Source organism: Cronobacter malonaticus LMG 23826 (genome assembly GCF_001277215.2).
In the GTDB taxonomy this organism is placed as follows: domain Bacteria; phylum Pseudomonadota; class Gammaproteobacteria; order Enterobacterales; family Enterobacteriaceae; genus Cronobacter; species Cronobacter malonaticus.
This window is the reverse complement of the sequence record NZ_CP013940.1, coordinates 193,523-219,311: the sequence shown is the minus strand read 5'-3', so window position 1 is coordinate 219,311 and position 25,789 is coordinate 193,523. Positions and strand designations below refer to the sequence as shown.

General features: G+C 56.9%; 29 protein-coding genes. 9 read left to right on the top strand and 20 right to left on the bottom strand.

Annotation, left to right across the window (positions count from 1 at the left end):
- Nucleotides 1–14: 14 nt before the first annotated feature.
- The 8 genes from fusA to fkpA all read right to left on the bottom strand — a co-directional run bounded on the left by fusA (nt 15) and on the right by fkpA (nt 6,055).
- Nucleotides 15–2,129: an elongation factor G gene (gene fusA / locus AFK66_RS00970; RefSeq protein WP_007778706.1), complete on the bottom strand. Its 2,115-nt coding sequence runs from the start codon at nt 2,127–2,129 to the stop codon at nt 15–17.
- 94 nt (nt 2,130–2,223) lie between these two features.
- Nucleotides 2,224–2,694, bottom strand: a complete 471-nt coding sequence (gene rpsG, locus AFK66_RS00965; RefSeq protein ID WP_001138042.1) for a 30S ribosomal protein S7 — start codon at nt 2,692–2,694, stop codon at nt 2,224–2,226.
- 96 nt (nt 2,695–2,790) lie between these two features.
- Nucleotides 2,791–3,165 (bottom strand): 30S ribosomal protein S12, encoded by a 375-nt coding sequence (rpsL, locus tag AFK66_RS00960; protein ID WP_000246815.1) that lies wholly within the window; start codon nt 3,163–3,165, stop codon nt 2,791–2,793.
- A gap of 126 nt (nt 3,166–3,291) precedes the next feature.
- Entirely contained in the window at nt 3,292–3,579 is a 288-nt protein-coding gene (tusB, locus tag AFK66_RS00955) for a sulfurtransferase complex subunit TusB (protein ID WP_007778713.1), read from the bottom strand.
- Nucleotides 3,580–3,587: 8 nt separating this feature from the next.
- Nucleotides 3,588–3,947 (bottom strand): sulfurtransferase complex subunit TusC, encoded by a 360-nt coding sequence (tusC, locus tag AFK66_RS00950; RefSeq protein WP_007778716.1) that lies wholly within the window; start codon nt 3,945–3,947, stop codon nt 3,588–3,590.
- Nucleotides 3,947–4,333, bottom strand: a complete 387-nt coding sequence (gene tusD, locus AFK66_RS00945; RefSeq protein WP_007778717.1) for a sulfurtransferase complex subunit TusD — start codon at nt 4,331–4,333, stop codon at nt 3,947–3,949. The genes tusC and tusD overlap by 1 nt, the downstream gene beginning before the upstream one ends.
- Nucleotides 4,333–5,055, bottom strand: a complete 723-nt coding sequence (locus AFK66_RS00940; RefSeq protein ID WP_004386612.1) for a helix-turn-helix transcriptional regulator — start codon at nt 5,053–5,055, stop codon at nt 4,333–4,335. Before AFK66_RS00940 ends, tusD begins: the two co-directional genes overlap by 1 nt.
- A 175-nt stretch (nt 5,056–5,230) precedes the next feature.
- Nucleotides 5,231–6,055, bottom strand: coding sequence for an FKBP-type peptidyl-prolyl cis-trans isomerase (fkpA, locus tag AFK66_RS00935; protein ID WP_007778721.1), 825 nt, complete (start codon nt 6,053–6,055; stop codon nt 5,231–5,233).
- A 212-nt stretch (nt 6,056–6,267) separates the two neighbouring features.
- Between fkpA and AFK66_RS00930 the strand changes: the two genes are divergently transcribed.
- Nucleotides 6,268–6,486 (top strand): SlyX family protein, encoded by a 219-nt coding sequence (locus AFK66_RS00930; protein WP_007778724.1) that lies wholly within the window; start codon nt 6,268–6,270, stop codon nt 6,484–6,486.
- Nucleotides 6,487–6,541: 55 nt separating this feature from the next.
- Here AFK66_RS00930 and slyD read toward each other — a convergent pair whose 3' ends face one another.
- The 4 genes from slyD to kefG form a co-directional block, all read right to left on the bottom strand.
- A complete protein-coding gene (gene slyD / locus AFK66_RS00925) occupies nt 6,542–7,132 on the bottom strand; it encodes a peptidylprolyl isomerase (RefSeq protein ID WP_007778727.1) in 591 nt (196 codons plus the stop codon).
- 94 nt (nt 7,133–7,226) lie between these two features.
- Nucleotides 7,227–7,427, bottom strand: coding sequence for a YheV family putative zinc ribbon protein (locus tag AFK66_RS00920; RefSeq protein ID WP_004386608.1), 201 nt, complete (start codon nt 7,425–7,427; stop codon nt 7,227–7,229).
- 11 nt (nt 7,428–7,438) lie between these two features.
- Complete coding sequence (kefB, locus tag AFK66_RS00915) at nt 7,439–9,244, bottom strand: glutathione-regulated potassium-efflux system protein KefB (protein ID WP_023897870.1); 1,806 nt, start codon at nt 9,242–9,244, stop codon at nt 7,439–7,441.
- Nucleotides 9,244–9,795 carry a glutathione-regulated potassium-efflux system ancillary protein KefG gene (gene kefG, locus AFK66_RS00910; protein ID WP_032968454.1) on the bottom strand — a complete coding sequence of 184 codons (552 nt, stop codon included), beginning with the start codon at nt 9,793–9,795 and terminating at the stop codon, nt 9,244–9,246. The genes kefB and kefG overlap by 1 nt, the downstream gene beginning before the upstream one ends.
- Before the next feature lie 126 nt (nt 9,796–9,921).
- Here kefG and AFK66_RS00905 point away from each other — a divergent pair, with 126 nt between their 5' ends.
- On the top strand, nt 9,922–11,832 hold the full coding sequence (locus AFK66_RS00905; protein WP_007778736.1) for an ABC transporter ATP-binding protein: 1,911 nt from the start codon (nt 9,922–9,924) through the stop codon (nt 11,830–11,832).
- Nucleotides 11,833–11,859: 27 nt separating this feature from the next.
- On the opposite strand, the gene AFK66_RS00900 is transcribed toward AFK66_RS00905, so the two are convergent.
- Together AFK66_RS00900 and prs are read right to left on the bottom strand one after the other, a co-directional pair.
- Complete coding sequence (locus AFK66_RS00900; RefSeq protein WP_023897869.1) at nt 11,860–13,350, bottom strand: nicotinate phosphoribosyltransferase; 1,491 nt, start codon at nt 13,348–13,350, stop codon at nt 11,860–11,862.
- A gap of 11 nt (nt 13,351–13,361) precedes the next feature.
- Complete coding sequence (gene prs / locus AFK66_RS00895) at nt 13,362–14,216, bottom strand: ribose-phosphate diphosphokinase (protein ID WP_023897868.1); 855 nt, start codon at nt 14,214–14,216, stop codon at nt 13,362–13,364.
- Between the two features lie 196 nt (nt 14,217–14,412).
- Here prs and AFK66_RS00890 point away from each other — a divergent pair, with 196 nt between their 5' ends.
- The 4 genes from AFK66_RS00890 (at nt 14,413) to AFK66_RS00875 (ending at nt 17,358) form a co-directional block, all read left to right on the top strand.
- Complete coding sequence (locus AFK66_RS00890; RefSeq protein WP_004386600.1) at nt 14,413–15,132, top strand: NUDIX hydrolase; 720 nt, start codon at nt 14,413–14,415, stop codon at nt 15,130–15,132.
- A 72-nt stretch (nt 15,133–15,204) separates the two neighbouring features.
- Entirely contained in the window at nt 15,205–16,221 is a 1,017-nt protein-coding gene (locus AFK66_RS00885; protein WP_050555980.1) for a hydrolase, read from the top strand.
- A complete protein-coding gene (locus AFK66_RS00880; RefSeq protein WP_004386598.1) occupies nt 16,222–16,440 on the top strand; it encodes a YheU family protein in 219 nt (72 codons plus the stop codon). It abuts the gene before it with no gap.
- A 48-nt stretch (nt 16,441–16,488) separates the two neighbouring features.
- Entirely contained in the window at nt 16,489–17,358 is an 870-nt protein-coding gene (locus AFK66_RS00875) for a phosphoribulokinase (protein ID WP_004386597.1), read from the top strand.
- Nucleotides 17,359–17,402: 44 nt separating this feature from the next.
- Here the strand turns inward: AFK66_RS00875 and AFK66_RS00870 are convergent, their stop codons facing one another.
- Nucleotides 17,403–17,810: an OsmC family protein gene (locus tag AFK66_RS00870; RefSeq protein WP_004386596.1), complete on the bottom strand. Its 408-nt coding sequence runs from the start codon at nt 17,808–17,810 to the stop codon at nt 17,403–17,405.
- A 310-nt stretch (nt 17,811–18,120) separates the two neighbouring features.
- On the opposite strand from AFK66_RS00870, the gene crp reads away from it, so the two are divergent.
- On the top strand, nt 18,121–18,753 hold the full coding sequence (gene crp, locus AFK66_RS00865; RefSeq protein WP_000242758.1) for a cAMP-activated global transcriptional regulator CRP: 633 nt from the start codon (nt 18,121–18,123) through the stop codon (nt 18,751–18,753).
- Between the two features lie 62 nt (nt 18,754–18,815).
- The gene (locus tag AFK66_RS00860) at nt 18,816–20,900 is read left to right on the top strand and encodes a YccS/YhfK family putative transporter (RefSeq protein WP_007778753.1); all 2,085 of its coding nucleotides are present in this window, start codon (nt 18,816–18,818) and stop codon (nt 20,898–20,900) included.
- Here AFK66_RS00860 and argD read toward each other — a convergent pair whose 3' ends face one another.
- From argD to ppiA, 5 genes are all read right to left on the bottom strand, one after another.
- Nucleotides 20,901–22,121, bottom strand: coding sequence for a bifunctional acetylornithine/succinyldiaminopimelate transaminase (gene argD, locus AFK66_RS00855; RefSeq protein WP_032972092.1), 1,221 nt, complete (start codon nt 22,119–22,121; stop codon nt 20,901–20,903).
- Nucleotides 22,122–22,207: 86 nt separating this feature from the next.
- Nucleotides 22,208–22,771 carry an aminodeoxychorismate synthase component II gene (locus AFK66_RS00850; protein ID WP_007797010.1) on the bottom strand — a complete coding sequence of 188 codons (564 nt, stop codon included), beginning with the start codon at nt 22,769–22,771 and terminating at the stop codon, nt 22,208–22,210.
- 30 nt (nt 22,772–22,801) lie between these two features.
- Entirely contained in the window at nt 22,802–23,404 is a 603-nt protein-coding gene (locus AFK66_RS00845) for a putative adenosine monophosphate-protein transferase Fic (protein ID WP_007775058.1), read from the bottom strand.
- Entirely contained in the window at nt 23,394–23,564 is a 171-nt protein-coding gene (locus tag AFK66_RS20890) for a YhfG family protein (protein WP_007775056.1), read from the bottom strand. The genes AFK66_RS00845 and AFK66_RS20890 overlap by 11 nt, the downstream gene beginning before the upstream one ends.
- Before the next feature lie 107 nt (nt 23,565–23,671).
- Complete coding sequence (gene ppiA / locus AFK66_RS00840; protein WP_007775054.1) at nt 23,672–24,244, bottom strand: peptidylprolyl isomerase A; 573 nt, start codon at nt 24,242–24,244, stop codon at nt 23,672–23,674.
- Between the two features lie 275 nt (nt 24,245–24,519).
- Here ppiA and tsgA point away from each other — a divergent pair, with 275 nt between their 5' ends.
- Nucleotides 24,520–25,707 carry an MFS transporter TsgA gene (tsgA, locus tag AFK66_RS00835; protein ID WP_007775052.1) on the top strand — a complete coding sequence of 396 codons (1,188 nt, stop codon included), beginning with the start codon at nt 24,520–24,522 and terminating at the stop codon, nt 25,705–25,707.
- Nucleotides 25,708–25,789 lie beyond the last annotated feature (82 nt).

Genomic DNA, 25,789 nt, shown 5'->3' with positions numbered 1-25,789 from the left:
TTTAACCCTGCGGCTTATTTGCCACGGGCTTCGATAACGGCCTGAGCAACGTTGTTCGGCGCATCATCATACTTCAGGAATTCCATAGTGTATGATGCACGACCTTTGGTCAGAGAACGCAGCTGAGTTGCATATCCGAACATTTCAGACAGCGGAACTTCAGCGTGGATCTTAACGCCAGTTACTTCGGATTCCTGACCACGCAGCATACCGCGACGACGGCTCAAGTCACCGATAACGTCACCAGTGTTCTCTTCCGGAGTTTCTACTTCAACCTTCATGATCGGCTCAAGCAGAACTGGTTTTGCTTTCTTAAAGCCTTCTTTAAAGGCGATAGAAGCTGCCAGTTTAAACGCCAGTTCAGAGGAGTCAACGTCGTGGTAAGAACCGAAGTGCAGACGGATACCGATGTCTACTACCGGGTAACCTGCCAGCGGACCAGACTTCAGCTGCTCCTGGATGCCTTTATCAACGGCCGGGATGTATTCGCCAGGAATCACACCACCTTTGATGTCGTTGATGAACTCGTAACCTTTCGGGTTAGAGCCCGGCTCCAGCGGGTACATGTCGATCACAACGTGACCGTACTGACCGCGACCACCAGACTGCTTAGCATGTTTACCTTCAATGTCGGTAACTTTGCTGCGAATCGCTTCGCGGTAAGCAACCTGAGGTTTACCTACGTTAGCTTCAACGTTGAACTCACGCTTCATACGGTCAACGATGATGTCGAGGTGCAGCTCACCCATACCAGCGATGATGGTCTGGTTAGATTCTTCGTCAGTCCATACGCGGAAAGACGGGTCTTCTTTAGCCAGACGGCCCAGAGCCAGACCCATTTTTTCCTGGTCAGCTTTGGTTTTCGGTTCAACCGCGATAGAGATTACCGGCTCAGGGAACTCCATGCGCTCCAGAATGATCGGGTGATCCGGGTTACACAGAGTGTCACCAGTGGTCACGTCTTTCAGACCGATTGCCGCAGCGATGTCGCCCGCGCGAACTTCTTTGATCTCTTCACGTTTGTTAGCGTGCATCTGTACGATACGACCGAAACGCTCACGTGCGGATTTCACGGAGTTCAGGATGGTATCACCAGAGTTAACCACACCAGAGTACACGCGGAAGAACGTCAGGTTACCAACGAACGGGTCGGTAGCGATTTTGAACGCCAGTGCAGAGAACGGCTCTTCATCGCTAGCGTGACGCTCAGCCGGAGTATCTTTACCGTCGTCCAGGATACCGTTGATCGCAGGTACGTCAACCGGGGATGGCAGGTAATCAATTACCGCATCCAGCATCGCCTGTACGCCTTTATTTTTGAACGCAGAACCACAGGTTACCAGGATGATTTCGTTGTTCAGAACGCGCTGACGCAGAGCTTTTTTGATCTCTTCTTCAGTCAGTTCTTCACCGCCCAGGTATTTCTCCATCAGCTCTTCAGAAGCTTCAGCAGCGGATTCGATCAGGTTCTGGTGCCATTCGTCAGCCAGGTCCTGCATGTCAGCCGGGATATCTTCGTATTCGAAGGTTACGCCCTGGTCTGCATCGTTCCAGTTGATGGCTTTCATTTTCACCAGGTCAACAACACCGGTGAAGCCTTCTTCAGCACCAATCGCCAGCTGCAGCGGAACCGGGTTCGCGCCCAGACGGGATTTGATCTGACCAACAACTTTCAGGAAGTTCGCGCCCATGCGGTCCATTTTGTTAACGAACGCAATACGCGGAACTTTGTATTTGTTAGCCTGACGCCATACGGTTTCAGACTGCGGCTGAACACCACCAACTGCGCAGTAAACCATTACCGCACCGTCAAGGACACGCATGGAACGTTCTACTTCGATGGTGAAGTCAACGTGCCCCGGGGTGTCGATGATGTTGATACGGTGCGGTTCATACTGCTTAGCCATACCAGACCAGAATGCGGTAGTCGCAGCGGAGGTAATGGTAATACCACGCTCCTGCTCCTGTTCCATCCAGTCCATAGTTGCGGCGCCGTCATGAACTTCACCGATTTTGTGGTTTACACCGGTGTAGAACAGAATACGTTCGGTAGTAGTGGTTTTACCGGCGTCGATGTGCGCACTGATACCGATGTTACGGTAGCGTGCAATAGGTGTTGTACGAGCCATTTGATTCCTCTATTGCCTTAGGCGTTCAGGATAAGTTACCCAGAGCGGGCGGCTTACCTGAAGCGCCCGTCTGGTGACTAACATGCCGCAGGGATTACCAGCGGTAGTGTGCGAACGCCTTGTTGGCTTCTGCCATACGGTGAACGTCTTCACGTTTCTTAACTGCAGTACCTTTGTTGTCAGCAGCATCAGAAAGTTCGTTCGCCAGGCGCAGAGCCATGGATTTATCACCGCGTTTACGAGCAGCTTCAACGATCCAACGCATTGCCAGAGCATTGCGGCGAACCGGACGGACTTCAACCGGAACCTGGTAGGTAGAACCACCAACGCGGCGAGACTTAACTTCTACAGTCGGGCGCACGTTTTCGAGAGCGACTTCGAAAGCTTCCAGTTCAGATTTACCAGAGCGCTGAGCCAGGGTCTCCAGCGCGCTGTATACGATTGATTCTGCAGTAGATTTTTTACCATCTACCATCAGGATATTGACAAATTTAGCCAGCAGTTCTGATCCGAACTTCGGATCCGGCAGAATTTTACGCTGACCAATGACGCGACGACGTGGCATGGAAATACTCCGTTGTTAATTCAGGATTGTCCAAAACTCTACGAGTTTAGTTTGACATTAAAGTTAAAACGTTTGGCCTTACTTAACGGAGAACCATTAAGCCTTAGGACGCTTCACGCCATACTTGGAGCGAGCCTGCTTACGGTCTTTAACGCCGGAGCAGTCAAGCGCGCCACGCACGGTGTGGTAACGAACACCCGGGAGGTCTTTAACACGACCGCCACGGATCAGGATCACGGAGTGCTCCTGCAGGTTGTGACCTTCACCACCGATGTAGGAAGTCACTTCAAAACCGTTAGTCAGACGAACACGGCATACTTTACGCAGTGCGGAGTTCGGTTTTTTCGGAGTGGTGGTATATACACGAGTACATACACCACGTTTTTGCGGGCAAGCTTCCAGCGCCGGCACGTTGCTCTTAGCAACTTTGCGAGCGCGAGGTTTGCGAACCAGCTGGTTAACTGTTGCCATTAAATAGCTCCTGGTTTTATAGCTTTTGCTTCGTAAACACGTAATAAATCGCCCTCATATAATATGAGGACGCGGAATTTTAGGGCTGTGCTTTAAGGGTGTCAAGAAATATACAGCGTTTGCACGTTACCAGGCCATCTGGCTTGCGTGTTTTACGGTAAGTTTGACGAACTCAGTATAGCTAATCGTATCGATACTGCTCGAAATTTGAGCAGTAAGCCCGCGAGCTTCCACATCGTTTTGTAAGGCGACGACCCGGGCGGGCGACGCCAGCAGCGTGGCGAGATGGCCGTTATCTTTAACCGCGGCGACCACGCCGTCCTGCATGAGAAGAATGTCATCGCCCGGACGCACAAGGCGCAGCAGCGCGTGAATATCTACCTGCCAGGGCGAGTGAGAAAGCGTATACAGCATGACGTTCCTTAAAATGTCAGCACGACGTCGTAACTATCGAGGCGTTCGCGCAGCGCGTCGGCGTCGAGCGCTTCGACATCAATCACAAAATCGTGTTTGTCGCTAAGCCCGCGCTCCTGCAGCGATTCCCGGCAAATATAGCAGCGCTCAATATCGTACAACGGCAGAACTTTAAAGGTAGAGATATAGTCGCGGCTCAGGATCGCCTGCGGATTCTGGCCTGGCAGAATCTGAAAAACGCCGTCGCTCAGAAAAAAGACGCCAATCTCTTCCGTTAACGCAGACATCGCCAGCAGCGCGTCGAGTCCTTCACGGCCGGCTGCGGTGCCATGCGCCGCCTGGGTAAAGACAAAAGCCACCTGTTTCATTAAAACTCTACCACTCTGTCGCAGGTCAGCGCGGCTTCGGCCAGCGCGCCCAGGCCACTCAGCTGAAACCCGGGCTGAAGATTGGCACCAGGCAGCCCCTGCGCTCGCGCTTCATTTTCATCCGTCACCCCGCGGCGTAGCGCAGCCGCCACACAGATGTGCAGCGCGACGCCGTTTTCGTCGTGCAGCTGTTGCCAGGCGCGCACCAGATCAAACTCGTCGCTTGCGGGCGATGTGAGCTGATTAGCGTTATAGACCCCTTCCCGATAAAAAAAGACACTCTCAAGGCTGTGGCCTTCTGCCAGCAACGCTTTCGCAAACTGTAAGGCGCTGCTCGCCTGCTGCGTGCCATAGGCCGGGCCGGTTACCATCAGGGCAAAGCGCATTAACGTTCATGTCCCTGAAAATCGCCGTTTTTAAACTGGCGGATATACAGATAAACCGTGTGCTTGGAGATATTCAGCCGGTCGGCCACCTGGTTAATAGCGTCCTTAATATCAAAAATACCTTTCTCGTAAAGGTTAAGGACAATCTGGCGGTTCTTGGCATTGTTCGAGACGTTGCGGTCCGCGTTCACCTCTTCAATGGTGAACTCCAGCGTCTGGGTCACAAGATCTTCCACGGACGAGGCAAAGTTCACGGAAGACGGCACTTCCTGCGTTTCCGGCGGCACAAAAGTGCTCATTATCTGGGAGAACGGCACATCCAGGTTCATGTTAATGCACAGCAGGCCGATGACACGGTGCTCCCGGTTACGGATGGCGATAGTCACCGATTTCATCAGCACGCCGCTTTTCGCGCGGGTGAAATAGCATTTTGACACGCTGCTGTCAGCGCCGGTCATATCGTGCAGCATACGCAGTGCCAGATCGGTAATCGGCGAGCCGATTTTACGCCCCGTGTGTTCGCCATTAGCGATGCGGATGGCCGAGCATTTCAGATCCTGCAGGGAATGCAGCACAATTTCACAGTGGGAGCCGATGAGCATCGCTAACCCGTCCACGACCGCTTCGTAGGAACGCAAAATGTCAAAGTCGGTCTGTTCGAAGGGACGCTGATCCAGCAGATCGAGTTCGCTGGCCTCATTGGTTAATAGCGAATTGGACATGAAAACATACCACCCTTTACAGCGAGCCTGTCGTCTCTCAAGGTCTGGGCAGACTCATCATTCAGTTGTTACGTAACTCGCTAAAGTAATACAGCGGGCGCAACACTAGCCAGCTTTTATTATACGTGGCCCGCATAAAAAAAACCGCCGCCCGGAGGCGGCGGTCTGCGAAGTCTTACTTCGCTTTGGCGGCGTCGTCGGCTTTATCGCCTGCGGCGGCCTTCGGTGCGGCGTCTGCTTTCGCCGCCGGATTGATATCCAGCAGTTCTACGTCAAACACCAGAGTGGAGTTAGCCGGAATACCCGGAACACCGTTTTTGCCGTAAGCCAGCTCAGGCGGGATGACCAGCTTGATTTTGCCGCCTTTCTTGATGTTTTTCAGGCCTTCGGTCCAGCCCGGGATCACACCGTCAAGACGGAAAGAGAGCGGCTCGCCACGTTTGTAAGAGTTGTCGAACTCCTGGCCGTCGATAAGCGTGCCTTTGTAGTTAACCACAACGGTGTCGCTCTCTTTCGGCGCAGCGCCGGTGCCTTCTTTCTCAACTTTATACAGCAGGCCGGTAGAAGAGGTCTTCACGCCCTTCTCTTTGGCGAATTTGTCACGGAAGGCTTTACCTTTCGCTTCGTTTTCAGTCGCGTCTTTCTCGACTTTCGCCTGAGCGGCGCCTTTCACGCGAGTTTCGAAAGCCTGCAGAGTCTGCTCGATTTCCTGGTCAGAGAGTTTGCTCTTATCGGCAAACGCGTCCTGGACACCAGCGATCAGCTGGTTTTTATCCAGTTTGATGCCCAGTTTCTCTTGTTCTTTCAGGGAGTTTTCCATGTAACGGCCCAGTGAAGCACCCAGCGCGTAAGCCGATTTCTGATCGTCGTTCTGGAATGCGGCTTTGCTGTCAGCGGCAGCAGGCGTCTGCTGTGCGGCTGGTGCAGCAAAAGTCAGAGGCGCGTTGAACGCCACAGCCATCGTGGTCGCCAGCAGCGTTACTTTAAACAGTGATTTCATCCATTATCTCCAGGGTTGGGGCCTCTCACCCCAGGGTTATCTTAAAAACGAAAGTCGTACTATAAAACGTCGCAGCGGAAATCAACATAACCACTTTTCCGTTTCGGGCGTTATTTCAGACTTAATTTGTTTAAATAAGTTTCTTTCTGTTGAAGCAACCCGGCAGAATCCGGAAAAGTTGCGTAGAATCGCGACGCAAAGGGGGAAACATCATGCACAACGAATCGACTGAACACCGCATCGCTGAGCTGGAAAGCCGGCTGGCGTTCCAGGAAACCACCATTGAAGACTTAAACGCCGCCATCACAAAGCATGAGCTGGAGCTCGCGAAGATGCGCGAACAGCTCAAAATTATGGTGGAGAAAATCAAAGCCTCGCAGCCGTCGATGATCGCATCGCAGGCGGAAGAAACGCCGCCGCCGCATTACTGACAGGTAAATCGCGGGCAGTAAAAAGGGGCGCCGGAGCGCCCCTTTTTTATCAGGCTTAGTGGCAACCGCAACCGCCGTTACCGCAACCGCCTTTACCGTGTTCGTGGTCGTGGCTATGGCCGTGACCGCCGCAGCAACCGTCGTGGTCGTGATCGTGATCGTGGTCATGATGATGGCCGTTCGCGCCGTGAACGTGGCCGTGAGCCAGCTCTTCTTCGGTCGCTTCGCGGATAGCCACGACTTCCACGTTGAAGTTCAGGTTCTGGCCCGCCAGCATGTGGTTGCCGTCAACCACAACGTGGTCGTCGCCCACTTCGGTAATTTCTACCGGTACCGGGCCCTGATCGGTTTCCGCCAGGAAGCGCATGCCAACCTGCAGTTCGTCAACGCCCATGAAGACGTCTTTCGGTACGCGCTGTACCAGGTTTTCATCGTACTGACCGTAAGCGTCGTTAGCGCCTACGTTCACATCGAATTTATCGCCAACGTCATGACCTTCCAGCGCCGCTTCCAGGCCGGAAATCAGGGAGCCGTGACCATGCAGGTAGTCCAGCGGCGCACTCACCGGAGACTCATCAACCAATACACCGTCTTCTGTACGTACCTGATAGGCCAGGCTGACCACCAGGTCTTTTGCTACTTTCATGATATCTCCTGAGTGAGGAAAAAAGACTGGCGCCGATTGTAGCCCAAATCGACGCCTGTGTACCCTTTAGCTTAAAGAAACCTGGGGCATCTCGCTAGTCGGGATGAAAAATCCCTATGACTTGCTCATCTTTGCGAACCTTCTCGCGAACTTCTTTGTCCGCCTCGCGCATCTGATGCCCGCACTTTACGCACTCGACGATATCGACCTGATTTTCACGCCACATGGCGAGAGAATCCTGCGCCTGGCATTTCGGGCAGACGGCCCCGGCAATAAAACGTTTACGCACAGCCATAGGTTCACCTTCTATTCAAATTCGTCCCAGCCGTCCAGCTGGCGTCGTTCCTGCTGCATCTCACGGTGGAAAATCTCTTCCAGCTCGCGTCTGGCCTCGCGAACGCGGGAGATTTGCGCGTTATCGGTATGCACCGGCATCAGTTCGCGCAGCATGCGCATATCAAGACGGCGGAAGTGAAGCTGCGCGCGCTGCGCCTGATGCGGATGCATGCCAAGGGAGATAAGAGTCTTACGCCCAAGCTCCAGCGCGCTGGAGAACGTCTCGCGCGAAAACTGCTTCACGCCAGCCTGCAAAAGCTCATGCGCCTCGACGCGCCCGCGCGCCCGCGCCAGGATCTCCATCCGCGGAAAGTGCTGCTGGCAGAGATGCACGATGCGCATGGTATCTTCCGGGTCATTGCAGGTGACGACAATCGACTGCGCGGATTCGGCCCCGGCGGCGCGCAGCAGTTCAAGCTCGGTGGCGTCACCATAGTAAACTTTATAGCCATATTTTCGCATCAGGTTGACCGCGCTGATATCGCGCTCCAGCACCGTAATACGCATTTTGTTGGCCATCAGCAGGCGGCCAATCACCTGCCCGAAACGCCCGAAGCCGACGATAATCACCTGCGGCTTATCATCTTCCACGTAAGGCATTTCGGCGTCTTCATCCGGTGCGTTAAAGTGGCGCGCCAGCAGTCGGTCGATGCCTTTCATCACCAGCGGCGTGGTCATCATCGAGAGCGTTACCGTTACCAGCAGCAGCGCCATCTGGTCATTGTGGAAAAGCTTCTGCGACGAGGCGCTGGAGAAGAGCACAAACGCGAATTCTCCGCCCTGGCTCAGCACGCCCGCGAACGGCAGCCGCTCGGTGCGCCGCAGCCCCTGGAAACGCCCGAGACCATACAGCACCGCCATCTTGACGCTCACCAGCACCACCACGCTCATCACGACCCATAAAATATGGGTATAGAGAACGCCCAGGTTCAGCGCCATGCCGACGGAGATAAAAAACAGCCCCAGCAGCAGCCCTTTGAAAGGCTCGATGGCGATTTCCAGTTCGTGGCGATATTCGCTCTCGGCCAGCAGAATGCCCGCGATAAACGTGCCGAGCGCCATAGAAAGCCCAAGCAAATCCATAAACAGCGCGGAGCCCAGCACCAGCAGCAGCGCGGCGGCGGTAAACACCTCGCGCACGCCGGAACCGGCAATAAACCGAAACACCGGGCGCAGCAGATAACGTCCGCCGACCAGCATGACGGCGAACGCCAGCACCTTCATGCCGATTTTCAGCCAGTCCGGGTGTTCATCGCCGTTGCCCGCCAGCAGAGGCACCATCGCCAGCGCCGGGATCACCGCGAGATCCTGAAACAGCAGCACGGAGAATCCTAACTGGCCGCCTTCGGTGCGGTTCATGCCTTTATCACGCATCAACTGCAACGCCATCGCGGTAGACGACATCGCAAGGCCGATGCCGCCCACCACGGCTGCCTGCCACGCGAAATCGGTCAGCATCAGGAGGCCCGCCAGCACCACGGCGCTTAACAGCACCTGGGCTGCGCCAATGCCGAAAATAGAACGCCGCAGTTTCCAGAGTTTTGACGGATTCAGCTCAAGCCCTATCAGAAACATCAAAAACACGACGCCCAGCTCTGAAAAGTGCAGGATCTCGTCGACGTCGCTGATAAAGCCAAGCCCCCACGGGCCGATGGCGATCCCCGCCAGCAAATAGCCGAGCACCGCGCCGATCCCCAGGCGCGCCGCGATTGGCACCGCCACCACCGCGGCGAAAAGAAACAGAATGCCTGCCAGCAGCAGGTCCGAACCTTCCATCAGAAGCCTCCCGGCGTTAACGGGTCCGCAAGCCAGCGTTCATACGCGCGGCCATGAGACGCCAGTTCGGAAAGCGACTGACGCCGCGCCCAGTAAATAATCAGCGGTGTCATCCAGTGCATACGGCACATGGCGGCGGTCAGCTCGAAAGGCCGCAGGATGTCGGTCAGAGCGTAGCGGTTAAACCCGTCCGGGCGATAGGCCGTCTCCGGCTCGCCGGTCGTAATGACGCAGCGCCAGTATTTGCCGGCAAGCGCATTGCCGCCCACGCCGCTCGCGAAACCGCGGCTCAACACGCGGTCGAACCACTCTTTCAGCAGCGCCGGACAGCTATAGGTGTAAAGCGGGAACTGAAAAACAATCACATCGTGATCGCGCAGCAACGCCTGCTCATGACTGATATCGATAAAGAAATCGGGATAGTGGGCATAGAGGTCATGCACCGTGACATTAGGTAATTGCAGAGCCGGCTTAAGCAAAACCCGGTTGGCCACCGAGTCCTGAGATTCCGGATGGGCATACAGCAGCAAAACTTTCGCTGTCTGTGACATCATTCCCCTCCAGGGCGTCGTCATTGTTACTATTTTGGGCTACCATGGCGGCCCCACGCGGTGCCCAAAGCATCACGTTACATGAATATAATGACAATTTAACATAGTCTGAATCTACGGCGCCTTATGATTGTTTTCTCCTCGTTACAAATTCGTCGCGGCACCCGTGTGCTGCTGGACAACGCCACCGCCACGATCAATCCGGGCCAGAAAGTGGGCCTGGTGGGCAAAAACGGCTGTGGCAAATCCACGCTCCTGTCGCTTCTGAAAAACGAGATTAGCGCTGACGGCGGGAGTTTCACCTACCCAGGCACCTGGCAGCTCGCATGGGTCAATCAGGAAACGCCTGCGCTCGCGCAGCCCGCCATGGAATATGTGATTGACGGCGACCGCGAATACCGCGCCTTTGAGCGTGAGCTGAACGACGCCACCGAGCGCAACGATGGTCACGCCATCGCCACGGCGCACGGCAAGCTGGACGCCATCGACGCCTGGACCATTCGCTCGCGCGCCGCGAGCCTTCTGCACGGGCTGGGCTTCAGCAATGAACAGCTGACGCGCCCGGTGAGCGATTTCTCCGGCGGCTGGCGTATGCGTCTTAACCTCGCGCAGGCGCTGATTTGCCGCTCCGATCTGCTGCTGCTCGACGAACCGACCAACCACCTCGATCTCGATGCGGTCATCTGGCTGGAGAAATGGCTGAAAAGCTATAACGGTACGCTGATCCTTATCTCGCACGACCGTGATTTCCTGGATCCGGTGGTCGACAAAATCATTCATATCGAACAGCAAAATATGTTCGAGTACACCGGCAACTACAGCTCGTTTGAGCGCCAGCGCGCCACGCGTCTCGCCCAGCAGCAGGCAACGTATGAAAGCCAGCAGCAGCGCGTCGCGCATCTGCAAAGCTTTATCGACCGCTTTAAAGCCAAAGCGTCCAAAGCGAAGCAGGCGCAGAGCCGCATCAAAATGCTGGAGCGCATGGAGCTGATTGCGCCTGCCCACGTGGACAACCCGTTCCACTTCAGCTTCCGCGCGCCGGAAAGCCTGCCTAATCCACTGCTGAAAATGGAAAAAGTCAGCGCCGGTTATGGCGAGCGCATCATTCTGAACTCCATCAAGCTCAATCTGGTGCCCGGCTCACGCATCGGTCTGCTGGGGCGCAACGGCGCAGGCAAATCGACGCTGATTAAACTGCTGGCGGGCGAACTTTCGCCAGTGAGCGGTGACATCGGGCTTGCCAAAGGCATCAAGCTTGGTTACTTCGCGCAGCATCAGCTGGAATTTTTACGCGCCGACGAATCGCCGTTGCAGCATCTGGCGCGCATCGCCCCGCGTGAAACCGAACAGCAGCTACGCGACTATCTCGGCGGCTTCGGCTTCCAGGGCGATAAAGTCACGGAAGTTACCGAGCGGTTCTCCGGCGGTGAGAAAGCGCGTCTGGTGCTGGCGCTGATTGTCTGGCAGCGCCCTAACCTGCTGCTGCTCGATGAACCGACCAACCACCTGGATCTCGACATGCGCCAGGCGCTGACCGACGCGCTGATCGAATTCGAAGGCGCGCTGGTGGTGGTCTCGCACGACCGTCACCTGATCCGCTCCACCACCGACGATCTCTATCTGGTGCATGACGGCAAAGTCGAACCGTTCGACGGCGATCTGGACGATTACCAGCAGTGGCTCAGCGACGTGCAGAAGCAGGAGAGCCAGAGCGACGACGCCAGCCGCGAGAAAGAGAACGGCAACAGCGCGCAGGCGCGCAAAGATCAGAAGCGCCGCGAGGCGGAGCTGCGCACCCAGACGCAACCGCTGCGTAAAGAGATAACCCGTCTGGAAAAAGAGATGGAAAAGCTCAACGCCACGCTTGCGGGCGTCGAAGAGAAGCTCGCCGACAGCGCCATTTACGATCCGGCTCGCAAAGCGGAGATGAATGAGTGTCTGCAAACGCAGGCGAAGACCAAAGCGGCGCTGGAAGAGTGCGAAATGGCGTGGCTGGACGCGCAGGAACAACTGGAAGCGATGCTACAAAGCGAGTAGCCGGGCGCGAACGCCCGGCAGGCGGGATTAACGCTGCGCCGCCAGGCGCTGGCGCAGGGTTTCCAGATGCTCCACGCCGTGAAGGTTGCCATCCAGAAAACGGGTTTTCAGTTCACCCTGCTGTTCCTGCTCCAGCGTCTGTTCGTCAAACAGCTGATAATCGCCGTTATCGTCACGCTCGACGCGCAGCAGCCCGCGCGCTGAGCGTTTCAGCCCGCTGTCGGTTTTCGGCTCTTTGAAAATCATGCGGCCTACGCCGTTCACTTCGCCGTATGTCGCTTTCATCGCAAACCCGAAAGTATCGCGGGTATTGTACTGATAGGTAAACGAACCGACGCCGAACACCACATTTGAGCTGGCGAAGCCTTTCGCCGCCAGACGGCGCAGGATCTCTTCGGCGCGCTCAAGCGTAATGGAATCGCCGTAAATCAGGCCTACATGCGGGTCGAGCACTTTGAAGCCTTTGTCATTCACGGTGCCGCCGAAAATTTCCCACAGCACTTCCACCGAGCCTTTCTCTTCCGGCGTGCGGTCAGCGCGCGTGTCGTCATCGGCACCGGTGCCGCAGAGGATCTCCACCGGGTCGCCGCTGTCGGGGCGGAACACCACGCGACCTTCACGCGCCATAATCTGCGTTTTCAGTTCACGGGTATATTCCGTGATGACGCGCCAGTAGTCCCAGGTGTCCGACACAATCGAGACAAAACCGTTCGGGTAGAGATCGCAAATCAGGCGGCGGAACGTCTCGATTTCGCTCTCTTTTTCACCCATGCACATCACGCTGTGCTCGGTCGCCGGGATGGACGCGGCAATGAAGCACTCCTGACCCTGGGTGTAGTAATCGCGGGCGTAGAGCATCGACGGAATATTATCGGTGCCTTTAAAGCTCAGCAGGTGGCCGCAGCCCGCCTGCGCGGTATCCTGAAGGCCAGACATGCCGCGAAACGAGAAATCGTGGCACTGAAAATCCAGGTGGCTTATGTCAGAGCAGGTTTTCTCTGCCCAGCGCTCGCAGATGGTCCGGTAGTGGTGCGCGATAGTGGCGTTGGTGGAGGATTTCCACAGCTCCGCCGAGAGTACCGTTTCCAGGTAGTTCACCAGCCAGAAGAATTCCGGAAGGGTATTGGTAATGGTCAGAACCGGCACTTTCATCGCCACTTTGCTGCCTTCATCCAGCGCTTTGATATGCAGCGGCAGGTAACCAAGCTGATGCAGCGCGCGAATGTGATCTGCGCTGACCGCGCCTTTGCCGATGTAGCTGTCCATTACCGCCTGATACTCGTCTACCACTTCCGCCTCAGGGCGCGCGAAGAACTGCGCGTTAAACAGATCGACCAGGAACCATTGCAAAAAACCCTGCAGGCCGAAGAACACCAGCTTGCCGTCCGCGACAGGAGAGTGGAAATGACGGTCGCTGCGCGGCGTAAAGTTGGAATAGACTTTAGTGGTGCCTGCCGGGTACTGCTCGCGGTGCGATACTTTGTAGCCATCAATAGCCATAATCGGATTCATGTTCATCGCCCTTCTCCTTACGCGTTATAAATTGTATTGATATCAATCATTTCTACCCGTTCCTGCGCCAGTTCAGCGGGCGCGAAGGAGGTGGTCGTATACAGCTTATCAATGCCGTTATTCAGCAGGTTTTCGACGCCTTTAGAAAACACGCCGTGGGTCACGTAGAGGCTGACGCTGCTTGCCCCTGCATCACGCAGCACCTGGGCTGAGCCGATAAACGTGCCGCCCGCATCGCAGAGATCGTCCACAATCAGCACCGCTTTGCCTTTCACGTCGCCATCCACCAGACGAAAACCGGTCAGCTCGCCGGTCGCGACGTTGCGCTGTTTGGTCAGAATGGCGAACTCATGAACGCCCGCCGCCTGCGCGACGGCATGGATTTTTTTAAGCGCGCCCGCATCGGGCGCCACCAGCATTAACTCGCCGGCTTTCAGAGCGCGCTCCAGCGTCTTGCTTTGTAACAGGCCACGCTCCTGCGGGATAGCCACCAGATTTTCAATCGCGGCGGCGGCGGCTTCGCTGTGCGGGTCAAGTACGATCACTTTGTCGAAACCGAGGGTATTCAGCTGGCGGGCGAAGACTTTAAGCGCGAAGCTGTCACCCGGCTGCATGTGCCTGTCCTGGCGGGCATACGGCAGCCAAGGCAGTTCCAGATGGCTGAAGCGCACGTCACAGTGCTGACGCACCGCGTCGGTGAGCTGCGCCAGCAGCATGAAATCGTCCATCGTTTTCATGGCGGCGCGAATACGCATCAGCGAGGCGACGCGCGGCAGTTCGCCGGTCACTTTCGCCCACACGGCGCCGTCAGGAAAACGCCCGGTCTGTGTTGCAATCTCTTGTCCGTCTACCATCAGCTGCGGCTGCATCATTTTCGCCCCCGGTTAATTAGTTTATGTCCTTGCGACACATTTAATATTGTCCAAGAGACACTAATAAGCAAGCGAAATTTTCGCCGCGCTGGCTAAAAAATAGCATGTCGCTGAAAATTAAAACATTACAGGTTCGCTTTGTCCCGGCGTCCGGGGCTGGTAAACTTGTCTCTGAGACAATTAAACGGAGCGGTGCATGACCACTGAAGCGGAATATCTGGAAACTTACGACCCTGCGCGGTTCCCTTCCCCGCTGGTGACGGTCGACAGCGTGCTGTTCACCCTGCACGACCAGGCGCTCTGCGTGCTGCTGGTACAGCGCGCCCGTCAGCCGCAGCAGGGGCGCTGGGCGCTGCCGGGCGGGTTTATCGATATGCAGAAAGATGATTCCACCCACGCGACGGCGCTGCGTAAGCTCACCGAGAAAACCGGCGTGCGCCCGTCATGGCTGGAGCAACTGGAGACGTTTTCTGGCCCGGATCGCGATCCGCGCGGCTGGAGCCTCACCACCGCCTGGTTTGCGCTGATCGCCTGGGTTGACTGTCAGCCGCATATCGCCTCCGTCAGCGATGCGCAGTGGGTGCCAGTGGCGGAGCTTGACGCTATTGAGCTGGCGTTCGATCACCAGACGATTATCGAGGCCGCGCTGCGCCGCCTGCGCCAGAAGACGATGTATTCGCTCCTGCCGGTCTACTGTCTGCCGGAGTGTTTTACGCTGAGCCAGCTTCAGGAGGCGACGGAAATTATTCTCGGCCAGCCCATCCAGCGTAAAAGCCTGATCCGCCGCTTTGAGGCGTCCGGCATGTTTGAAGAGACTGGCGAGAGCGTCGCCACCGGTGCCCGCAAGGCCAGGCTCTGGCGACGCAAGCCGGATGCCGATATTCACCTTTTCTCACGCAATTTACTGGCCGAGTGATCCGCACCAAAGCATCAACAAAATGGATAACAACCGGTATAGTAATTAGCGAACTAATAAAAGACATCAGCTATGGCCGACATTACTCCCGCAGAACTCCCTGCACTGAACACCGATTCCTCACACTTTCAGCCAATGCCGGGAGTCAGTAATCCACACCTGCAAACCATGCTGCCGCGCGTGCTGCGCCGCCGTTTGCAGTTTGAGCCGCACTGGCAGCGTCTGGATCTGCCGGATGGCGATTTTGTCGACCTGGCGTTTAGCGAAAACCCTGACCAGGCGCGCCATAAGCCGCGGCTGGTGGTGTTTCACGGTCTGGAAGGCAGCCTGCACAGCCCTTACGCCCACGGACTTATCCATGCGGCGAAAGCGCGTGGCTGGCTCGGCGTGGTGATGCACTTTCGCGGCTGTAGCGGCGTGCCGAACAAACTGGGCCGCATCTACCATTCGGGCGAAACCGAAGACGGCACCTTTTTCCTGCGCTGGCTGGATGAACGTTACGGTACCGTACCGACAGCGGCGGTGGGCTATTCGCTCGGCGGCAATATGCTCGGCTGCCTGATGGCGGAGATTGACGCCAGCTTCCCGCTGACGGCAGGCGTGATTGTGTCCGCGCCGTTTATGCTCGAACACTGCTGCAACCATATGGAAAAAGGCTTTTCACGCTTTTATCAGTTCTATCTGCTGAACCTGCTGAAAGCCAACGCCACCCGCAAGCTGAAAGCCTGGCCCGGTACGCTGCCGATTGAACTCGCCCAGCTTAAGCGCCTGCGCCGCATCCGCGATTTCGATGATTTGATCACGTCGAAAATTCACGGCTTTAGCGATGCCGTCGATTACTATCGCCAGTGCAGCGCGATGCCGCGTCTCGCCAGCATCACCCGTCCGACACTGATTATCCAAGCCAAAGACGACCCGTTTATGGATCATCACGTGATCCCCGACACCACCACGCTGCCTGCTAATATTGAATATCAACTGACAGAGCATGGCGGTCACGTGGGCTTTGTCGGCGGCACGCTGCGTCAGCCCAAAATGTGGCTGGAACAGCGCATTCCTGACTGGTTAACGTCTTATCTGGACCGATAAATGATCATTCCCTGGCAAGAGATCGCGCCCGACACCCTGGAGCGCCTGATTGAAGCCTTCGTCTTGCGCGAAGGCACTGATTATGGTGAACATGAACGCTCGCTTGAGCAAAAGGTCGCCGACGTGCGGCGTCAGTTGCAAAGTGGCGAAGCCGTTCTGGTGTGGTCTGAGCTGCACGAAACGGTCAATATCATGCCGCGTTCGCAGTTTCGCGGTTAACGTTGCCAGGCGGAGCCTTGCCCCGCCGCTTCAGGGAGTTGTCTCGCTATGTCTGCCAAACATCCGGTTATCGCCGTCACAGGCTCCAGCGGCGCGGGAACCACCACCACCAGCCTCGCGTTTCGTAAAATTTTCGCCCAGCTGAATCTCCGTGCCGCCGAAGTGGAAGGCGACAGCTTTCACCGCTACACGCGCCCGGAGATGGACATGGCTATTCGCAAAGCGCGCGATCTTGGCCGCCACATCAGCTATTTCGGCCCGGAGGCGAACGATTTCGGCCTGCTGGAGCAAACCTTTGTGGAGTACGGCCTGACCGGCAAAGGGCAGTCGCGTAAATATCTGCACACCTATGACGAAGCGGTGCCGTGGAACCAGGTGCCCGGCACGTTTACGCCGTGGCAGCCGCTGCCGGAGCCGACGGACGTGCTGTTTTACGAAGGGCTGCACGGCGGCGTGGTGACGCCGCAGCATGACGTGGCGAAGCATGTCGATTTACTCGTAGGCGTGGTGCCTATCGTCAACCTGGAGTGGATACAGAAGCTCATCCGCGATACCAGCGAGCGCGGCCACTCCCGCGAGGCGGTGATGGATTCCGTGGTGCGCTCAATGGAAGATTACATCAACTACATCACGCCGCAGTTCTCACGTACCCACATTAACTTCCAGCGCGTGCCGACGGTGGACACCTCCAACCCGTTCGCCGCGAAAGGCATTCCGTCGCTTGATGAAAGCTTCGTGGTTATTCACTTCCGCAATCTGGATAACATCGACTACCCGTGGCTGCTGGCGATGCTACAGGGTTCGTTTATTTCACATATCAATACGCTGGTGGTGCCGGGCGGAAAGATGGGGCTCGCGATGGAGCTTATTATGCTGCCGCTGGTGCAGCGGCTGATGGAAGGCAAACAGATAGCGTAACGGCGATGCCCGGTGGCGCTGCGCCTGCCGGGCCGCCCGTCATCTCATGACGCTTCAATCACTTCATACGAATGAGTGATGTTGACCCCTTTGCCGAGCATCAGCGCTACCGAACAATACTTCTCTGCCGACAGATCCACCGCGCGCGACACTGCCGCATCTTTCAGGGCTTTACCCGTTACGACAAAGTGCAGGTTGATATGCGTAAACAGACGCGGCGCTTCTTCGCGACGCTCTGACGTCAGCTTCACTTCGCAGTCGGTCACGTCGTGACGGCCTTTTTGCAGAATAGAGACAACATCAATCGCGCTGCAGCCGCCCGCGGCCATCAGCACCATTTCCATCGGGCTCGGCGCTTTGTCGCCAGAGTTGCCGTCCATCAGGATCTGATGCCCGGAGGCGGACTCGCCCAGGAAGGTTAACCCTTCCACCCATTTCACTCGTGCATGCATGTTAATCACTCCAGGCTATTCATTTTTCTGACAGATTACGCGCGCGCGACGTCAGAGGCAATGGAAGGGCGACCTGCGTCAAGCTGAAACGAGACAACAGGAGACACCTGAGAAAAGCTATGCTAAAACAGTCTGGATGCAGCGGCGATACATTGATGTTACGCATGTGTGCAGAGGAGAAGACAATTTATCGGCTGCGATGTCCACGGACAGCCAACTTCCCTGGACCCGGGAAGATGATGATTGCAAAGCCAGACAGGGGTTACGCGCCCTGTCTTTGGAGCCAGTTTAAAACAGAGGATAACCGCGCATGGTGCTTGGCAAACCGCAAACAGACCCGACTCTTGAATGGTTCTTGTCACATTGCCACATTCATAAGTATCCATCTAAGAGCACGCTGATTCACCAGGGTGAAAAAGCGGAGACGCTGTATTACATCGTTAAAGGCTCAGTGGCAGTGCTGATCAAAGATGAAGAGGGCAAGGAGATGATCCTCTCGTACCTGAATCAGGGAGACTTCATCGGCGAACTGGGTTTGTTCGAGGAAGGTCAGGAACGCAGCGCCTGGGTTCGCGCTAAAACTGCCTGTGAAGTAGCTGAAATCTCTTACAAAAAATTCCGTCAGCTGATCCAGGTTAACCCGGATATTCTGATGCGTCTCTCCTCGCAGATGGCTCGCCGCCTGCAGGTCACGTCTGAGAAAGTGGGCAACCTCGCCTTCCTCGACGTGACCGGCCGCATCGCGCAGACCCTGCTGAACCTGGCGAAACAGCCGGACGCGATGACCCACCCTGACGGGATGCAGATCAAAATCACGCGCCAGGAAATCGGCCAGATCGTCGGCTGCTCTCGCGAAACCGTTGGCCGCATTCTGAAAATGCTCGAAGATCAGAACCTGATCTCCGCCCACGGCAAAACCATCGTGGTTTACGGAACCCGCTAAAAAATCAAAAAACGGCGTGTCGCTTCGGTAACACGCCGTTTTTGTATCTATACTTCTCCCCTATGTGGCGTCGTCTTATCTATCACCCTGAAATTAATTACGCTTTACGGCAAACGCTGATCTTAAGCCTGCCGGTGGCGGTCGGGTTGATGCTGGGCCATCTTCAACAAGGGTTACTGTTTTCACTCGTTCCCGCCTGCTGCAACATTGCCGGTCTCGATACCCCGCACAAACGCTTTTTTAAACGCTTGATCATCGGCGCCTCGCTGTTTGCGCTGAGCAGCCTGGCGGTGCAACTTCTGCTGTTGCAGTCTGTGCCGCTGCCGCTCATTTTGCTGATGCTGGCGCTACTGCTCGGCGTGACGGCGGAAATCAGCCCGCTGCATGCGCGTCTGCTGCCCGCCTCGCTCATCGCGGCCATCTTTACATTAAGCCTCGCCGGCAATATGCCCATCTGGGAGCCCATGCTGCTCTATGTCTTTGGCACGCTCTGGTATGGCGCGTTTAACGGTTTCTGGTTCTGGCTGTGGCGCGAACAGCCGCTACGTGAATCGTTAAGCCTGATTTATAAAAGCCTCGCCGACTACTGCGAGGCCAAATATAGCCTGCTGACGCGCCACACCGAGCCGGAACAGGCGCTGCCGCCGCTGCTGGTGCATCAGCAAAAAGTGGTGGATCAGATAAGCCAGTGCTATCAGCAGTTGCAGATGCTCTCCGCCACTAAACAAAACGGTTACAAGCGCCTGCTACGCACGTTCCAGGTGGCGCTGGATCTCCAGGAGCATATCTCGGTATCGCTGCATCAGCCCGGCGAAGTGCAAAAACTGGTGGAGCGCAGCCATGCCGAAGCAGTGTTGCGCTGGACGGCGCAGACCGTCGCCACGCGGCTGCGCACGCTTTCTGACGATATTCTTTACCACCGCTATTCGCATCGTTTCTCGATGGATAAGCAGGTCGAGGCGCTGGCGAAAATCGCCCGCCAGCACCCGGATAACCCGGTTGGCCAGTTCTGCGAATACCATTTCAGCCGTATTGCACGCGTGCTGCGCACCCAGCGCCCGCTATACGCCCGTGATCTGATGGACAGCGGCCAGCGACGCCTGCCGCTGCTGCGGGCGCTGAAAAGCTATTTGTCGCTGAAATCCGCCGCGCTGCGCACCGCCGCGCGTCTGGGCGTGATGCTGGCGGCGGCGGGGTTGTTAGGGAGCGCGTTCCAGCTTCCGAAGCCGTACTGGATCCTGATGACGGTGCTGTTCGTTACGCAAAACGGCTATGGCGCGACCCGCGTGCGTATCCTGCACCGGGCGGGCGGCACGCTGGCGGGGCTGATTATCGCGGGCATCACGCTGCACCTGAAAGTGCCGCAGGGCTATACCCTGCTCGGCATGCTGCTGGTGACGTTAATCAGTTATCTGATAATCCGGCGGCACTACGGCTGGGCGATGATTGGCTTTACCGTCACGGCGGTCTATTCGCTGCAAATCCTGACGCTCAACGGCGAGCAGTACATCGTGGCGCGCCTGATAGACACGCTGTCCGGCTGTCTTATCGCGTTTGGCGGTATGGTCTGGCTCTGGCCCCAGTGGCAAAGCGGCCTGCTGCGCCAGAACGCGCATGACGCGCTGGAGGCTGACCAGGAGGCGCTGCGCCTGATCCTGAGCGACGACCCGCAGCCCGGCCCGCTCGCCTGGCAGCGTATGCAGGTCAACCAGGCGCACAACGCGCTCTATAACTCGCTCAACCAGGCCATGCAGGAGCCAGGCTTTAATAGCCGTTATCTGGAGGATATGCGCCTGTGGGTGACGCACAGCCAGTTTATTGTCGAGCACATTAACGCGATAACGACGATGGCGCGCGAGCAAACCACGCTGACGCCAGAAACCGCAGCGCGTTACTTACAGGCCTGTGAGATTGCGCTACAGCGCTGCCAGCAGCGGCTGGAGCATGACGCGCCGGGCGATACGCAAAACGAGGCGGTACTGGAGGGTGAAGAGGTATTGCCGGACGGAGCGCCGGGCGTAATGGAACATCATCTGCTGCGCATTCTCGATCACCTGCGCACCATGCATACCATCTCTTCCGTGGCGTGGCGTCAGCGCCCGCATCACGGGATCTGGCTCAGACGACGCCTGAGCCAGCCACAATGATTAACCGTTGACCACGCGCGCGACTGCGCGTGCGAAGCGGGCCATGCCTTCGTCGATATCCGCGCTCTCCACCAGCAACGATGGCGCAAGACGCAGCACGTCCGGCCCGGCGTTCAGCACCATCACACCTTCCGCCGCCGCGGCGTAGAGGAGATCGCGCGCGCGTCCGTGAAAGGCGGGCGTCAGCTCAGCACCGATCAGCAGGCCCATACCGCGAATATCGCTGAATAAGCCATACTGCTCGCCAATCTGCGCCAGATGCTGTACGAACTGCTCGCGTTTATGCGCCACGCCGTCCAGCACCTCCGGGGTGTTGATGATATCAAACGCTTCGCCCGCCACCGCGCAGGCGAGCGGGTTGCCGCCGTAAGTGGAGCCGTGCGAGCCAACGTGAAACGCCGAGGCGATATCATGGGTGGTGAGCATCGCGCTGACCGGGAAACCGCCGCCGAGCGCTTTGGCGCTGGTCAGGATGTCCGGCGTCACGCCGTAATGCATATAGGCAAACAGCTTGCCGCTGCGGCCCATGCCGCACTGCACTTCGTCGAACACCAGCAGCGCCTGATGCTCATCGCACAGCTCGCGCAGGCCGCGCAGGAATGCCGGCGTCGCGGCGGTCACACCGCCCTCGCCCTGTACCGGCTCGACCACCACCGCGCAGGTGTGGTCGTCCATCACCGCTTTGACCGCATCGAGATCGTTAAACGGCACATGAATGATATCAGCCGGTTTCGGGCCGAAACCGTCGGAGTATTTCGCCTGGCCGCCCACGGAGACGGTAAACAGCGAACGTCCGTGAAAGGCGTTATAAAACGCGATAATTTTGGTTTTGTACGGGCTGTGGCGGGTAATGGCGTAGTGGCGGGCAAGCTTGAACGCAGTTTCGTTGGCTTCGGTGCCGGAATTCATAAACACCACGCGTTCGGCGAAGGTGGCGTCCACCAGCTTCTGACCCAGGCGCAGCGCAGGCTCGTTGGTGAAGACGTTGCTGGTGTGCCAGAGCGTTTCGCCCTGCGCTTTCAGCGCCTCCACCAGCCGCGGGTGGCAGTGGCCGAGCGCCGTTACCGCGATCCCGCCCGCAAAATCGACATATTCTTTGCCCTGCTGATCCCACACGCGGCTGCCCTTGCCTTTCACCGGAATAAATTCAGCCGGTGCATAAATCGGCAGGATCACGTCATCAAAGGTGGCGCGCGTAATTGCTGTTTTTTCAGTTGCCATTTCATGCCCATCCAGTAAATGTGCCATCGCACATGAAAAGATAAGCACAAAATATGAATAAAAAATCACTAAAAGGCAATAAAAATTCAGCGCGTAAGGAAGTTCGCCAGTAACTGATGGCCCTGCTCGCTGAGAATGCTTTCCGGGTGGAACTGCACGCCTTCAAGCGCAAGGTGGCGGTGGCGAATGCCCATGATCTCGCCCGCATCCGTCCAGGCGGTTATCTCAAACTCCGCGGGCAGCGTGGCGCGGTCGATAATCAGCGAGTGATAGCGGGTAACGGTCAGCGGATTATTAAGCCCCGCAAACACGCCGCTGTTGTTATGCGAAATCACCGAGGTTTTGCCGTGCATGACCTTTTCAGCGCGCACCACGGCCGCGCCGAAGGCCTGTCCGATGGCCTGATGCCCGAGGCAAACGCCGAGAATCGGCAGGCGACCGGCAAAACGCCGGATTGCCGCCAGTGAAATGCCAGCCTCATTCGGCGTGCAGGGGCCGGGAGAGATCACGAGGCGCGCCGGAGCGAGCGCCTCGATATCGTCGCACGTCAGTTCATCGTTGCGCCTGACCACCACCTCCGCGCCCAGCTCGCTGAAATACTGAAACAGGTTCCAGGTAAAAGAATCGTAGTTGTCGATAAGCAGTAACATGGCGGCTCCGGAAAAAAGAACCGCGCCAGTTTACTCGCTTTCCCGCGCTTCGCTCACTACGCTTGCGAAGATTTTCTCAAGGGGTGCCAGATCGCCCATCGCGCCCGCCTGGTTAGCCTCGCGCCACGCGTCGACATCGACACCGCGCCAGTCAAGGCTGTAGCCCGCATGCAGCGCCAGCTGTTCGAAGAAGATACGCTGGGCGCGGCCCGTACCGATACGGAACGGATGCAGCACGTTGATTTCGCAGTAGTAGTGCGCGAGGCGCGCGACAAACGCCTCCGGCTCCAGACCGATGAGATAGTCCTCATCTTCCAGCGCCTGCATCAGCGCGTTGCCCTCTTTCTCCAGATATTCGAAATGCGCGAAGCGGGTTTCACCCTGATAGATGTCCATCTCACGCAGTTCGCCCGCCCAGTCGTAGATATCCTGGAAAAGCTGGCGGTGAATAGCGCACAGGTGCGGCAGCCCGCGCTGTACCGGGCCGAGTTCCAGCGTCGCCGCGCGCAGCGAGGTCAGTTCGCGCTCGGCATGTTGTAGATCCTGCGCGGCATGAATGTTCAGCCGGTTGCGCAGCACATCGCTGCCGGACCAGAAATAAGGGTCGCGCCCGTCGCCGAATTTATCGCTCATAGTGCCCCCTTAGCTCTTCAATGCGCGCCAGCGCTTCTTCGCGGGATAAGGTCACCAGAGGCACCTCAATGCCTTCCAGCCGGTTGCTGGCCTGGAAGTTCTGATTCTTTTGCGCGTCCCAGAGACGGGACTTTTGTCTGTCGGTGAGTTTCTTTGGCATTTTGCCTCCCTGAGCGTAACCCCGTGTGCCACAAGTATAAGCAGCAATAGACGGGTTTGCCGGGAGGAGAAGCGACGCGGGCCGGATAGCCCGCGTGAGGAAGACGATTACGGCAGGACTTTCGCAGAGAGGATCACAACCGGTTTGGACGGCACATTCTGGTACGGGCCGACGTCGTGGGTCTGAACCTGGGCGATTTTGTCCGCCACATCCATACCCTTCACGACTTTACCGAAAACGGCGTAGCCGAAATCGCGCTGTCCGTGGTTCAGGAACGCGTTATCCGCCACGTTGATAAAGAACTGGCTGGTGGCGCTGTCTTTCTCTGCGGTGCGCGCCATCGCGATCGTGCCGCGCGCGTTTGGCAGGCCGTTATCCGCTTCGTTTTTCACCGGCGGGTTGGTCGGCTTCTGCTGCATATCCGCGGTAAAACCGCCGCCCTGCACCATAAAGCCCGGGATCACACGGTGGAAAATGGTGTTGTTATAAAAACCGCTATTGACGTAATCAACGAAGTTTTTAACCGATGCCGGTGCTTTCTGGCTGTTCAGCTCCAGCTCAATATTTCCCGCAGAGGTCGTCAGCAGAACGTGCGGGTCGCCTTTTGCCGCCAGTGCGGCAGGAGAAAGGGCAGAGAGAGCAAATACAGCCGCAACAGCCGCCAGAGTGGATTTGAGCATGAAGAATTCCTTACGAAGCAGAAAAAAGCGAGTGGGTCGATTCTAAATAGCGATTGCATGACGTGCCAGCGATTTACCTGGATTTACGTACCAGCGCGCAGCGAAAAAGCGCTCATCGGATCTGATGCGTGAAATTCTGTGAACCCCGTCATATAAACCATGTCGTTTTACACAGCATGTGATCAATGAATGTTTTATTGGATCACAATACCACCTAGAATGCCTGGGTTCCCGGCGCCGTCAACGCGCTTTACACTTCTATTCACAGGCCAGTCATGACTAACAGCAATCGTATTAAGCTCACATGGATCAGCTTTTTTTCCTACGCCCTTACTGGCGCGTTGGTAATCGTCACCGGGATGGTGATGGGGAATATCGCAGAATATTTCAAACTGCCCGTATCCAGCATGAGTAACACCTTCACTTTCCTGAACGCCGGGATTTTGATCTCTATCTTTTTAAACGCCTGGCTGATGGAAATCGTGCCGCTGAAAACCCAGCTGCGCTTTGGCTTTGTGTTGATGGTGCTCGCTGTGGTGGCGCTGATGTTCAGCCAGAGCCTGGCGCTTTTCTCCGCCGCGATGTTTGTGCTTGGCCTGGTGAGCGGGATCACGATGTCGATCGGGACATTCCTGATTACTCATATGTATGAAGGCCGTCAGCGCGGCTCGCGCCTGCTGTTTACCGACTCCTTCTTCAGCATGGCCGGGATGATCTTCCCGATGGTCGCCGCCTTCCTGCTGGCGCGCAGCATTGAGTGGTACTGGGTGTATGCCTGCATCGGCCTGGTTTATGTCGCGATTTTCATCCTGACGTTCGGCTGCGATTTCCCGGTGCTCGGCAAACACGCCGTGAAGGACAACCAGCCGGTCGTGAAAGAGAAATGGGGCGTGGGCGTGCTGTTCCTCTCCATCGCGGCGCTTTGCTACATTCTGGGCCAGCTCGGCTTTATCGGCTGGGTGCCGGAATACGCCACTAAAGGCCTCGGCATGAACCTGAACGACGCCGGTACGCTGGTGAGCAACTTCTGGATGTCTTACATGGTCGGCATGTGGGTCTTCAGCTTCGTGCTGCGCTTCTTTGATTTGCAGCGCATCCTGACCGTGCTGGCGGGTCTCGCCACGGTGCTGATGTACTTCTTTATTACCAGCAAGCCGGAACATATGGCGTGGTTCATTCTGGCGCTGGGCTTCTTCTCCAGCGCGATTTACACCACCATCATTACGCTCGGCTCGCAGCAGACTAAAGTCTCCTCACCGAAACTGGTTAACTTCATCCTGACCTGCGGCACCGTCGGCACCATGCTGACCTTTATCGTGACCGGCCCGATTGTGGCGAATCACGGCCCGCAGGCGGCGCTGTTTACCGCCAACGGCCTTTACGCTGTGGTGTTTGTGATGTGCTTCGCGCTGGGCTTTGTCACCCGCCACCGCCAGCACGCGAAAACGGAAGCGGCGCACTAAGTCTTACCTGTCCCTTCCCTGCCGGGAAGGGACATTTTTCTTGTTTTGTTTCCCTCACGCTTTGCGGTTTGCCCTCTTCTCG